At 69.3% G+C, this 11,405-nt stretch carries 11 protein-coding genes; 4 read left to right on the top strand and 7 right to left on the bottom strand.

What is annotated here, in order from left to right:
• Positions 1–56 precede the first annotated feature (56 nt).
• The 3 genes from ASD75_RS02005 (at position 57) to ASD75_RS01995 (ending at position 3,433) form a co-directional block, all read left to right on the top strand.
• Entirely contained in the window at positions 57–1,211 is a 1,155-nt protein-coding gene (locus ASD75_RS02005) for an aminoglycoside phosphotransferase family protein (RefSeq protein WP_082522273.1), read from the top strand.
• A 99-nt stretch (positions 1,212–1,310) separates the two neighbouring features.
• Complete coding sequence (locus ASD75_RS02000; RefSeq protein WP_056056738.1) at positions 1,311–2,075, top strand: 16S rRNA (uracil(1498)-N(3))-methyltransferase; 765 nt, start codon at positions 1,311–1,313, stop codon at positions 2,073–2,075.
• A gap of 200 nt (positions 2,076–2,275) precedes the next feature.
• Complete coding sequence (locus tag ASD75_RS01995; RefSeq protein WP_056056740.1) at positions 2,276–3,433, top strand: diguanylate cyclase; 1,158 nt, start codon at positions 2,276–2,278, stop codon at positions 3,431–3,433.
• Here the strand turns inward: ASD75_RS01995 and ASD75_RS01990 are convergent.
• Both ASD75_RS01990 and ASD75_RS01985 read right to left on the bottom strand, forming a co-directional pair.
• On the bottom strand, positions 3,417–3,971 hold the full coding sequence (locus ASD75_RS01990; protein ID WP_056056742.1) for a DUF3617 domain-containing protein: 555 nt from the start codon (positions 3,969–3,971) through the stop codon (positions 3,417–3,419). The two genes, ASD75_RS01995 and ASD75_RS01990, sit on opposite strands and share 17 nt — an antisense overlap.
• Before the next feature lie 129 nt (positions 3,972–4,100).
• The gene (locus ASD75_RS01985; RefSeq protein ID WP_056742680.1) at positions 4,101–5,399 is read right to left on the bottom strand and encodes an acyl-CoA dehydrogenase family protein; all 1,299 of its coding nucleotides are present in this window, start codon (positions 5,397–5,399) and stop codon (positions 4,101–4,103) included.
• Positions 5,400–5,607: 208 nt separating this feature from the next.
• Between ASD75_RS01985 and ASD75_RS01980 the strand changes: the two genes are divergently transcribed.
• Positions 5,608–6,369 carry an SOS response-associated peptidase gene (locus ASD75_RS01980; protein WP_056742678.1) on the top strand — a complete coding sequence of 254 codons (762 nt, stop codon included), beginning with the start codon at positions 5,608–5,610 and terminating at the stop codon, positions 6,367–6,369.
• Between the two features lie 45 nt (positions 6,370–6,414).
• Here ASD75_RS01980 and ASD75_RS01975 read toward each other — a convergent pair whose 3' ends face one another.
• From ASD75_RS01975 to ASD75_RS01955, 5 genes are read right to left on the bottom strand one after another with little or no spacing between them, the layout of a single operon-like run.
• Complete coding sequence (locus ASD75_RS01975) at positions 6,415–7,023, bottom strand: alkylhydroperoxidase domain protein (RefSeq protein WP_156400926.1); 609 nt, start codon at positions 7,021–7,023, stop codon at positions 6,415–6,417.
• Positions 7,020–7,676, bottom strand: a complete 657-nt coding sequence (locus ASD75_RS01970) for a CMD domain protein (RefSeq protein ID WP_056742676.1) — start codon at positions 7,674–7,676, stop codon at positions 7,020–7,022. The genes ASD75_RS01975 and ASD75_RS01970 overlap by 4 nt, the downstream gene beginning before the upstream one ends.
• A complete protein-coding gene (locus ASD75_RS01965) occupies positions 7,673–8,776 on the bottom strand; it encodes a putative FMN-dependent luciferase-like monooxygenase (RefSeq protein WP_056742673.1) in 1,104 nt (367 codons plus the stop codon). The genes ASD75_RS01970 and ASD75_RS01965 overlap by 4 nt, the downstream gene beginning before the upstream one ends.
• Positions 8,709–10,427, bottom strand: coding sequence for an ABC transporter ATP-binding protein (locus tag ASD75_RS01960; protein WP_056742671.1), 1,719 nt, complete (start codon positions 10,425–10,427; stop codon positions 8,709–8,711). Before ASD75_RS01960 ends, ASD75_RS01965 begins: the two co-directional genes overlap by 68 nt.
• A complete protein-coding gene (locus tag ASD75_RS01955) occupies positions 10,424–11,404 on the bottom strand; it encodes an ABC transporter permease (RefSeq protein WP_156400925.1) in 981 nt (326 codons plus the stop codon). Before ASD75_RS01955 ends, ASD75_RS01960 begins: the two co-directional genes overlap by 4 nt.
• Position 11,405 lies beyond the last annotated feature (1 nt).

The raw sequence follows: 11,405 nt of genomic DNA, 5'->3' as shown, positions 1-11,405 counted from the left end.
GTCCTGGCCAGCGCGCACGGCGCCAGCCACGACCGGTTTGTAAAATCGGATTATCCATGAGCCACCCCATCCCCCCATCGCCCGCCGGCCAGCCCCTGGGCGCCACCGTGGCCGCACCTGCTACGCCCGCCGCCTCCACCCCTGTCAGCTGGCCTGATGCAGCCCGCCGCGCGGCCTTCGAAGCCTGGTTGGCGCCACTCGTCGGCCCCCACCAGTTGCTGCCTGCCACGCTGCGCCCCGCCTCGGCCGATGCCAGCTTCCGCCGCTACCTGCGCATCGACACAGCCACGGGCGCCAGCCGCATCGTCATGGACGCACCGCCCGACAAGGAAAACAGCCAGCCGTTTGTGCAGGTGCAGGGCCTGATGGCCGCCGCCGGGCTGAACGTGCCGCAGATCCTGGCGTTTGATGCGCCCACCGGCTTCATGCTGCTGTCAGACCTGGGCCACCAGACGGTGATCGAGCGGCTGAACCCCGAAAAACCCCAGGACGCCTACGCCTGGTACCAGCAGGCCACCGATGTGCTGCTGCAGTGGCAAAAGGCGTCCACCCCCGGCGTGCTGCCCGCCTACGACGAGCCGTTGCTGCGCCGCGAGCTGGCGCTGTTCCCCGACTGGTACTTGGCCCAGCACCGCAGCGTCACGCTGGATGACAAGCAACGGGCCACCTTGAGCAGCGCCTTTGACGCCATCGTGGCGCACAACCTGGCCGCCCCGCAGGTGTATGTGCACCGCGACTTCATGACCCGCAACCTGATGGCACCTGCCGAACAGGGCGCCCCCTTGGGCGTGCTGGACTTCCAGGACGCTGTCTACGGCCCCATTACCTACGACATTGCCAGCCTGCTGCGCGATGCGTTCATCAGCTGGGAAGAAGAATTCGTCATCGACATTACCGTGCGTTACTGGGAAAAGGCGCGCAAGGCCGGACTGCTGGGCGCCACCAGCGCCAGCGGCTGGGGCGATGACTTTGGCGAGTTCTACCGCGCGGTGGAGTGGATGGGCCTGCAACGGCACCTCAAGGTCGCGGGCATTTTTGCGCGCCTGACCTTGCGCGACGGCAAGCCCAAGTACCTGGCCGATGCGCCCCGCTTCATCGCCTACATCCGCGCCACCGCCAACCGCTACCGCCAGCTGGGGCCGCTGCTCAAGATGCTGGACCAGATCGAAGGCACCGAGCCCGTGGTGGGCTTTGCGTACGGCCGGATGTAGCCCTGGCCGCCTGCACGCACGGCACACCCCCATAGATCAAGTAAAAACCGGCTCAAGCGCAGACAAATCATGCGCTAGCAGCTATTACAAAGATAGCAAATGCCCCGTTTCCATTGCCCGCCCCCCCTGGCCACCGGCGCCGAGCTGGACCTGCCCCCGGGCGCTGCACGCCATGTGCAGGTGCTGCGCCTGCAGCCTGGTGACGGCATCACGCTGTTCCACGGCGGCCAGAGCGCGGCCGACCCGGGCGGCGAGTTCGATGCCACCGTGGTCAAGATGGGCCGCAGCGATGTGCGCGTGCTGGTGGGGGCGCACCACGCCATCGAGCGCGAGGCGCCCCGCGCCGTGCACCTGCTGGCGGGTATCACCGCCAACGAGCGCATGGACTGGCTGGTCGAGAAAGCCACCGAACTGGGCGTGGCCAGCATCACCCCGCTGGTGGCCGAGCGCAGCGTGCTCAAGCTCAAGGGCGAGCGCGCCGACAAGAAGATCGCCCACTGGCAGGCCGTGGCCGTGGCCGCCTGCGAGCAGTGCGGTCGCAACCGCGTGCCGGTGGTGCACGCCGCCATCGACCTGGCGGGCTGGCTGCGTTCACCAGGGCAGGGCCTGACATCTCCCGAGACACGGGACACTCCCCAGCGCCTGCTGCTGTCGCTGCGGGCCGGTACCGTGCCGCTGCGCGAGGCCAGGGGCAGCGCGGATGGCCAGCGCCCCGTGCTGTTCCTCTCGGGCCCCGAGGGCGGGCTGAGCGCTGCGGAAGAGGACCTGGCGCTGCAACACGGCTTCGCCCCAGTCACGCTGGGCCCGCGTGTGCTGCGTGCCGAGACGGCCCCGCTGGCCGCCTTGGCCGCGCTCACGCTGTAGCGCGACACCCCGCGCGCAGGCCGGGCTCGCCACGCGCGCCCCACGCCCGGTCAAGGCCCGGACAAGCCCTGGGGGGGCTATACGCACGGCACTACCTCACCGTAAAATCTCCGACCAGCCGGTAACCCAGCATCACACGGGTTTCGGGCCACCCCGCCCGCGCGCCGCGCGGCCCTCTCTCCTGGCCGGAGCCCCCCACCTTGCGCCCACCCGCCCGCTGGCAGCGCCTCAAGGATGTGATCCTCTCCACCGACCCTCGGCGGCGTACGCTGGTGGGCATGGCCTTGCTGGCGCTCACGCTGATGGCAGGCAGCGCCGGCGTGATGCTGCTGGTGGCACATTCCAGCACCACCGTGGACCAGACCGCCGTGCAATGGTGGGCCGCCCTGTCGGTGGGCGGCCTGGTGGTCATGACGGCCTTCATCCGCTCCGGCGAAACCGCCCGCCTGCGCGACCCCTCGCTCACCATCCCGCAAATGGTCTGGACCATCACCAGCGGCGCCGTTGCCTATGTGCTGGCAGGCGATGCGCGCGGGCTGGTGCCCAGCGTGCTGGCAATGATCCTGTTCTTTGGCACCTTCGGCCTCACGGTGGCCGAGGTGATCGGCATTGGCGTGTATGCACTGCTGGCCTTTGCCAGCGCCATCGGCGTCAGTTCGCGCTTCAATGCCAACGCCTCGGGCTACCTCGACACCGCCTATGCGCTGATGGTGCTCATCGTGCTCAGCGGCTGCATTGCGCTGAACCTGCGCATCCAGCGCATCCGTGCCAAGCTGCAGCAGCAGCGCGAGGCGCTGGCCCAGGCGCTCGAAGTCAACCGCGAACTGGCCACCCGCGACGAGCTGACAGGCCTCATCAACCGCCGCGCCATGCTCGACCTGATGGCGCTGGAGCACCGCCGCAGCTTGCGCAGCGGCCGCCCGATGCTGCTGGCGCAGCTGGACATCGACCACTTCAAACCCATCAACGACCAGCACGGCCACGCCACCGGCGACCGCGCGCTGCAGGCCTTTGCGGGCACCGTGCGCGCCAGCGTGCGCGACACCGATGTGCTGGCCCGCTGGGGTGGCGAGGAGTTTGTGCTGATGCTCACCGACACCTCGGCAGACCATGCACGCGAGTTGCTCGAACGTATCCGCCAGGCCGTGCAGGCGCTGGAGATTGCCCACAGCGCAGGCTCACTGCACCTCACGGTGTCCATCGGCCTGGCGCAGCACCTGCCCGGAGACACCGTGGAGCACACGCTGGAACGCGCGGACCAGGCGCTGTACCACGCCAAGGCCCTGGGCCGCAACCGCGTGGTGGTGGCGCCTGCCGCCCACCGTACCGTGGCGGCAGGGTCTAACGCACGGGCTTGATCGTGCCGCAGTCAGCGGCGAGCCACTTGCCGTTTTGCACCATGTCGATCTGCTCGGGTTTGCCGTTCGACGTGGTCTTGACCTTGAAATTGCCCGTGTAGGCTGTGGGGCCCTGGAAGGTCATCGTTCCTTCGCCCGTGGTGGGCGGCTGCCCCTGGGTGCCCTTGCAGCTGAACGTCATCGCCACCGCGTTGGGGCCCGTGCGTTGCACGTTCTGTGTGCAGCCCTCCTGCGCCGGAATGCGGTCCAGGTCGGCCTGCTCGGGGCTGATGCAGACCTTCACGGTGTTGCCGCTGGGGCCCATGCTCACGCCCTGCTGGGCCATGGCCTGTTCCATCTGCTTGCGCTGCGCGGGCGTCAGGCTGGCCATGGACTTCTGCATCTGCGCCATTGCGGCCTCCAGCTGGCCGCTCTGGCTTTTCATGGTCACGCTGTTCTCCCACAGGCCGGGCCGCAGCTTCTGGGGCTGGGCGTGGGCAGTGCAGAGCGCAGCGAAGGAAACGGCAAACACGAAAGCGCGGGGGATGGTGGTGTGCATGGTGTGGGGGCCTCAGTGCCAGCGGCTGGGACCACAGTATCGGCAAGCACGCCCCGGCTGCCAAGTGGAGACGGAGCACTTCAGGGGCCACGATCGACGGCACGCACTCTCAGAAAGACGCCGAACCGCTCAAGCACTCAGGTGCGGCGGCGCGCGCAGCTGCTCGGGGGTGGTGAAGTAGGCCGCCGACGCCCCCAGGGCCCCACGCGCCTGCGCCAGCTCATGGCGCGCCACGGTGCGCAGGTGCACCTCGTCGGGCCCATCCATCAGCCGCAGCGCGCGGCCCCAGGTCCAGAAGGCGGCCAGCGGCGTGTCGGGCGACAGGCCCATGGCGCCAAAGATCTGCATGGCGCGGTCCACCACGCGCTGCTGCAGGCGCGCGGCCACCACCTTGATGGCAGCGACCTGGGCACGCACGGCGCGCGCGTCCGCCGCATCGGCTGATTCGCCCTGGTCCAGCAGCCACGCAGCGTGCAGCACCAGCAGGCGCGCCTGGTCGATCTCGATGCGCGACTCGGCCAGCCACTCCTGCACGTTGGCCTGATCGGCCAGCGGCTTGCCAAACGCCGTGCGCTCCAGCGCGCGCTCGGTGGCCAGGCGCAGCGCCAGCTCGCACTGGCCGATGGTGCGCATGCAGTGGTGCACACGGCCGGGGCCCAGGCGCGCCTGCGCCATCGCAAACCCCGCCCCCCAGTCGCCCAGCAGGTGGTCCGCAGGCACACGCACGCCCTGCAGCAGGATCTCGCAATGCCCCTCGGGCGCATGGTGGTGCAGCACGGGGATGTTGCGCACGATCTGCACACCCGGCGTGCCCACGGGCACCAGCACCATGCTGTGGCGGCGGTGGCTGTCTGCACCATCGGCATCCGCATTGCGGCACAGCACGATGAGCAGTTGGCAGTGCGGATGCGCCGCGCCGGTGATGAACCACTTGCGGCCGCTGAGCACCAGGCCATCCCCCTCGCGTCGCACCGTGGTCTGCAGGTTCGTGGGGTCGGACGAAGCCACGTCGGGCTCGCTCATCGCAAAGGCCGAACGCATCTGGCCGTGCAGCAACGGCACCAGCCAGCGGGCGCGCTGCGCGGGTGTGGCAAAGCGGTGCAGCAGCTCGATGTTGCCGGTGTCCGGCGCCTGGCAGTTGAACACCTCGGCCGCCCAGGGCAGGCGGCCCATGGCCTCGGCCAGTGGTGCGTAGTCGAGGTTGGACAGGCGGGTGCCCGGCTCGTCCTCGCGCAGCGTGGGCAAGAAAAGGTTCCACAGCCCTTCTTCACGGGCCAGGGCCTTCAGGTCTTCCAGGAACGGCGGCGGGTAGTCGCGCGCGGCCACGGCCGCATGCCAGGCGGCGTTGTAGGGCAGCAGATAACGGTCGATGAACGCCAGCAGGCGATCACGCAGTTGCAGAGCCAGGGGGGAAGGTGCGAAGTCCATGTGGGCATTGTGAAAACAGCGCCAGCACACGTCACAACGCAAGCGACAACGGGCTTGACGCACATCACGGCCTGCCCGGAGCGCCCTCAGGGGGGCAAACGCAGCGCTATTCTATTGATAGCTATCAAGGCATATTGCACTAGCGCTACCAGCCCCTTTTGCTTGAAATCTCGCTGAGCGCCACCCTGCACACGGGTACCATGGCCCCATGAGTACCCACTACGAAACCCTGCAACACGCCGACACCTACCGCGAGGCGTTTGCGGTCGAGCCCCCTGCGGCGCAGGGTGAACGCCACCTGTGGCCCCGCAAGCCAGGTTTCTTTATCGTGCATGCCGCGACGGCCGCCGCCCTGGCACAAGGGCCCACCAGCCCGGCCGAGGAGACCGCTCCATCAACAACTGCATCAGACACCCCCAGCAACGCCGCCCCCCACCGGGTACTGGTGCCTGCGCAATGGGGCCTGGTGCCGCACTGGGTCAAGTCGGCGTCCGATGCGAAACTGCGCGCACCCAAGCTGGTCAACGCCAAGTCCGACACCGCCTCCACCGGCACGGCGTTTCGCGACGCATGGCTGAACGGCCAGCGCTGCATCGTGCCCATGGCTGCGTTTTATGAAGACGACCTGCGCAGCGGCAAGGCCGTGCCCACCCGCGTGGCGCGCGTGGACGGCAAGCCCATGGGCGTGGCAGGCCTGTGGGCGCGCTGGCAGGGCGCTGACGGCGAGGCGATCATCAGCTACTGCCTGCTCACGGTGAACGCCAACAACCACGCGCTGCTGCACCGCTACGGCCAGCCCGGCAGCGAAAAAAGCATGCCCGCCATCCTGAACGAAGGCGCGTACGACGCGTGGCTCACGGCCCGGCCGGAAAAGGCCAAGGAGTTCATGCGCCAGTACGCGGCGCAGTGGCTCACGGCCAACCCGGTGGAAAAAAAGGCGGACAAGGTGCCCAAGGGTTTTTTGGACTGAACCAGGCCCCTGTCGCGCACCCGTGCCGTGCGGTGGCCTCTCTGCCTACCCACCGACCTGTAGCTGCGGCTCCCCCAGCGACAGCATCAACCGGTTGGCCCAGTTGAAGAAGGCGGCGCCTTGCAGCGCATCGGCAATGGCGTAGTCATCCAGCCCCAGGGCACGCAAGCCGTCGATATGCTCCGGGCCAAAGTCCGACGGTGTGGCCGACAGTGCTGCGGACGCGGCCACGATGGCGTTCCAGCGGGGGCCCAGGTCGGCAGACACCCCTTCATCGAGCAGGCGCTGCACATCGCCCTCGCGGTGCGAAAAGTGCGACGCAAACCGGGCGTGCACCGACGCGCAATAGATGCAGCCATTGAAACGCGACGTGGCCGTGGCCGACAGCTCGCGCTCTGCGCGCGGCAGGCCTGCATCGGGGTTGTAGAAGATGTCCTTGTCGGTGCGCGTGCGGGCGCCCAGAGTGTCCGGGTCGCGCGCCAACAGGCGAAAGTAGGGCGACTTGGCGCGCGCGGCGTCCACCAGGCCTGCATAGTGGCGATCGGTCAGTTCGTCCTCGGGCAGCGGCGGCAGCCAGGGCAGCCATTCAAGCTGGGCCTGCGTGAAAGCTGTAGGCTCGTGGTTGTCGGGGTGAGTCAGTGGGGTGTCGCTCATGGCTGGACCTCGGTGGTTTGGGGCAACGCAGGGTGTGCCGCCAGTGCCCGCAGGCCGACCACCACACGGATCTGGAACGACAAGAACGCCACCAGCTGCGACAGGATCACGATGTCGGTGGCCGACCAGCCCGCGTTCAGCAGCTCTTGCAGCGCTTGTGGGCTGGCATCGCGCGGGCGAAACACCAGCAGGTGCGCGTGCTCCAGCGCGGCAGACAGCCGGGCGCCCAGCACCGCACGCGCGGTGGGCGCCACGCGGTACACCGGCCCCTCGGCATCTTCTGCACTCAACGGCCCTGCGGGATAGCGGCCATACGGGCCACGCGCCGCGCCTTGCGCGATCTCCGCCGCAATGGCCGGTGCCAGCCCGGGCGGTGCATCGTGGGCCACCAGGGCGGCGGCATAAAAGCCCGCAGCCTCGGGCTGCTGGTGCAGGCCCGCCACAAACGCGGCCACCGCATGCCGCTCTGCCAGCGTCACGCTGCCGGGCACCGGCGCTGTGGGCGCAAACAGCGCCAGGTAGCTTGTATGGGCATGGGTGCGCGCCTGCAAGCGATGGCGGCGCACAGTGTCGAGGGCATCGCCCGGCCGGATGCCGACCAGCAGGTCGATCACGTCAGGGACTGTGCCTTGGAGAGCAGGGGTGTTTGTCATGCGGGTTCCGGAGTACGTTCAGCAGGCGATGGGGCCAGGGTGGAGGGCACAGATACAGGCTTGCGCACCCAGCCCAATGCCGGAGCCACCTGGGTCGCGGTCAATTCGATGGAGCGCAGGATGTGCTCGTGCGGCGGATCCACCGAATGCACCTGGAACACGATGTCCGTGGTGCGCGCCAGCGCTGTGTCGGCCTGCAGCGAGGCGATCACATCGTCCGGTGTGCCCACGTGCACGTCGTAGGCGGCAATCAGCTCGGCCAGCGGGGCTTGTGGCCCAGGGCGCGGCGCTTGTCCTGGCAACACAGCGGCGGCAAAGCGCGCGGCGGCGCGGCGCAGGCCGACATCCGCCAGGTGCAATGCCTCCTCGCGGTCATCGGCGACGAACAGGCTGCGCGAGCCCACGATGCGTGGGGTGATGCCGGGCGGCAGCGCTGCCAGGTACGCATCAATGATCGGGTGCTGCAGGTCTGACAGCGAGGCCGCAGGCGCCTCTACCGAGCGCGGCTGGGTGCGCGACAGCATCAGCCCGTCGCCCGCCTGCCCCGCACGCACACCACCCGACACCGAAAACGTGGCCTGCCAGATGCGTGCCAGCAAATGTTCGGCGGCGGGGTACAGCCGGTCACCGCCCGCCAAGGGCCGCCCGGCCCAGGCTTCGCGCACCAGCGCGAGGTGCCTGGCATAGACGCTGGCGCGGTCGTCGCTGGTGATGCCGAAGGCGGCGAACGATTCGGGCGTGCCGCCCGTGCCCACGCCCACCTCCAGCCGTCCACCCGAGAGCAGGTCCAGCACGATCGCGTCCTCGGCGACACGCACGGCGTTCTCCATGGGCAGGGTCACGATGCCAGTGCCCAGGCGGATGCGCCGCGTACGCGCCGCCACATGGGCCAGAAAGACAAACGGTGAGGGCAGGCCGCCTTCGTGTTCGTGGAAGTGGTGCTGGGCCACCCAGGCGGAGTCGAAGCCAAAGGCCTCGGCGTGGGCGATCTGCTCGGTCACCAGCCGGTAGCGTTCACTGGCTGGCACATCGTCAAGCAGCCTGCTGAAAAACCCCAGGCGCTTGGCGGAGGTGAGTGGTGTGGGTATCGATAGGGTCATGGTGATGGTTCTTCTTTCCGGGGATGGCTGCAATGAGTTCACGCGTGTAGTCGCTGCCGGGGCGCAGGAACACGTCTTCCACGCGGCCCGCGTCCACCTGGCGGCCGGCCTGCAGTACCGAGACGGTGTCTGCGATCTGGCGCACCACGGCGAGGTCGTGCGAGATGAAGAGGTAGGTCAGGCCCAGGTCGCGCTGCAGCGTCTCCAGCAGCGCCAGGATCTGCGCCTGCACCGTCACGTCCAGGGCCGACACCGCCTCGTCGAGCACCAGCACGCGGGGCTGCAGCACCAGCGCGCGCGCAATGGCCACGCGCTGGCGTTGGCCGCCTGACAGGGCGCGCGGGCGGCGCTCCAGCACGGCGGGCGGCAGGCCGACGCGGGCCAGGATGTCGTGCACGCGGCGCGCGCGCTCGGCGGCGGGCAGCGGCTCGAAGTTGAGCAGCGGCTCTTCGATGATCTGGAAGATGGTCTGGCGCGGGTCCAGCGAGCTGAACGGGTTCTGGTAGACCAGCTGCACCGTGCGGCGGAACTGCCGCAGCGCCTCGCCGCGCAGGGTGGTGAGGTCCGTGCCTTCGATGACGATACGGCCCGCCGTGGGCTGGCGAAAGCCCAACACGTCGCGGATGGTGGTGGTCTTGCCCGAACCCGACTCGCCCACGATGGCATGCGTGGTGCCACGTCGCACACGGAACGACACGCCGTCCACCGCGCGGAAAGGCTGCTTGTGCCCGGCCACGTCGAAGTCGTGCACCAGGCCGTCCACCTCGATGGCGAAGTCCTCGGGCCGCTCGGGCGCATCGTTGGCGGCGGCGCCACGGGCCGGGCGAAACGTCCCCTGCGAAAGCGAAGGCGCATCGGCCAGCAGCTTGCGCGTGTAGGCGCTGTGCGGGTTGCGCAGCAAGCTGGCCGTGTCGCCCTGCTCCTGGATGCGCCCGCCCTGCAGTACCACCAGCCGGTTGGCCCGGTCGGCCGCCACGCCCAGGTCGTGCGTGACCAGCAACACGGCGGTGCCGAACTCGCTGCGCAGTTCGTCGATGAGGTCGAGGATGCGCCGCTGTACCGTCACGTCGAGCGCGCTGGTGGGCTCGTCGGCAATGATGAGCGCGGGCTGCAGCGCGATGGCAATGGCGATCAGCACGCGCTGCTTCATGCCGCCCGACAGCTCGTGCGGGTACTGCCGCGCACGCAGCTCGGGCTGAGACAGGCCCACCTTGGCGAGCAGGTCAACCACGCGCCGCGCGATGGCCTGGCGGTCGCCGTAGCGGTGGATCTTCAAAATCTCGCCCACCTGCTCGCCCACCGTGCGCACGGGGTTGAGCGAGCTGGTCGGGTCCTGCGGGATGAGGCTCACCACGCGGCCGCGCACGCTGTCGAAGCGGTCGGGCGACCAGCCAGCGACGTCCGTACCGTTCAGGCGAATCGCGCCATGCTCCACCCGGCCGTTGTCGGCCAGCAGCCCGATGAGGGCCTGCGCGGTGGTGGTCTTGCCCGAGCCGGACTCGCCCACCAGCGCCACGACCTCGCCGGGTGCAATGGCGAACGACACACCGTGCACCACACGCTGCTCGTGGTCCTTGTCGCGGTAGGTGATGGAGAGGTTCTCCACCTCCAGCACCGGCGGCGGCGCCACGGCCTGGGCGATAGTGGTCATGCGCGCCCCTTCGTCAACGCCGCGCTGATGCGGTTGGCCGCCAGCACCACGGCCACCACCACCAGCCCCGGCACGGTGGTGAGCCACCAGGCCGTCGAGATGTAGTTGCGCCCCTCGGCGATGAGCAGGCCCCACTCGGGCGTGGGCGGCGGCGCGCCGTAGCCCAAAAACCCCAGCGTCGAGATCGACAGGATGGCCGAGCCGAACTGCAGCGCCGCCATGGCGATCACCGAGGTCAACGAGTTGGGCAGCACATGGCGCCACAGCACCGCGCCAAAGCGCCCGCCGCTGCCAAAGGCCGCCTCCACATAGTCGGAACGGCGCACGCGCACCACCTCGGACCGTGTGAGCCGCGCAAAGCTGGCCACCGAGGCCACGCCCACGGCCACCGCCGCGTTCAGCGTGCCGAAGCCCAGGATGATGATGATGGAGAGCGACAACAGCAGCGACGGCACCGACAGCAGCACATCGACGGTGCGCATGATCACGTCCTCCACCCAGCCGCCGATGGACCCGGCCAGCACGCCCAGCAGCGTGCCCAGCACCAGCCCCACGGCCACCGCCAGGAATGCACCTGACAGCGAATGCACCGCACCGAACACCAGCCGCGCATAGCCGTCGCGCCCCAGCGCATCCGTGCCCAGCCAGTGCGCAGCCGACGGCGCCTGCAGTTGCTGGCCGGCCACGCCCACCGTGGCGCTGTAGCTGGTGAAGGCACCGGGCGCGACGGCCCACAGCGCCACCAGCGCAAGAACGCCCCAGGCCAGCCACAGGCTGATGGGTGCCCTGCGCGCGCGCTGCACCAGGCGGCGGCCCCATGTGCCGCTGTGCGCTCGCGGCGGCGGGGCGGCAGGAATGGGCACCGTGGGCACCACGACGGCGGCAGGCGCCGCCACGGCACGCTCAAAGCGGTGCGGGGTCGGCTGTGCGGTACCCGTGAACGCGCCCAGGTCGGCGGTGGAAGACGTGGTGGTCATG

Origin of the sequence: Acidovorax sp. Root568 (assembly GCF_001427445.1) — a bacterium.
In the GTDB taxonomy this organism is placed as follows: domain Bacteria; phylum Pseudomonadota; class Gammaproteobacteria; order Burkholderiales; family Burkholderiaceae_C; genus Acidovorax; species Acidovorax delafieldii.
Note: the sequence above shows the minus strand (reverse complement) of the source record. Positions and strands in the feature narration are given on the sequence as shown.

Bases quoted from the DNA above. Each gene is read 5' to 3' on its own strand.
- ASD75_RS02000 (WP_056056738.1), top strand. From the start codon at position 1,311: ATGCCCCGTTTCCATTGCCCGCCCCCCCTGGCCACCGGCGCCGAGCTG.
- ASD75_RS01985 (WP_056742680.1), bottom strand. From the start codon at position 5,399: ATGGACTTCGCACCTTCCCCCCTGGCTCTGCAACTGCGTGATCGCCTG.
- ASD75_RS02005 (WP_082522273.1), top strand. From the start codon at position 57: ATGAGCCACCCCATCCCCCCATCGCCCGCCGGCCAGCCCCTGGGCGCC.
- ASD75_RS01975 (WP_156400926.1), bottom strand. From the start codon at position 7,023: ATGAGCGACACCCCACTGACTCACCCCGACAACCACGAGCCTACAGCT.
- ASD75_RS01970 (WP_056742676.1), bottom strand. From the start codon at position 7,676: ATGACAAACACCCCTGCTCTCCAAGGCACAGTCCCTGACGTGATCGAC.
- ASD75_RS01990 (WP_056056742.1), bottom strand. From the start codon at position 3,971: ATGCACACCACCATCCCCCGCGCTTTCGTGTTTGCCGTTTCCTTCGCT.
- ASD75_RS01955 (WP_156400925.1), bottom strand. From the start codon at position 11,404: ATGACCACCACGTCTTCCACCGCCGACCTGGGCGCGTTCACGGGTACC.
- ASD75_RS01960 (WP_056742671.1), bottom strand. From the start codon at position 10,427: ATGACCACTATCGCCCAGGCCGTGGCGCCGCCGCCGGTGCTGGAGGTG.
- ASD75_RS01965 (WP_056742673.1), bottom strand. From the start codon at position 8,776: ATGACCCTATCGATACCCACACCACTCACCTCCGCCAAGCGCCTGGGG.
- ASD75_RS01980 (WP_056742678.1), top strand. From the start codon at position 5,608: ATGAGTACCCACTACGAAACCCTGCAACACGCCGACACCTACCGCGAG.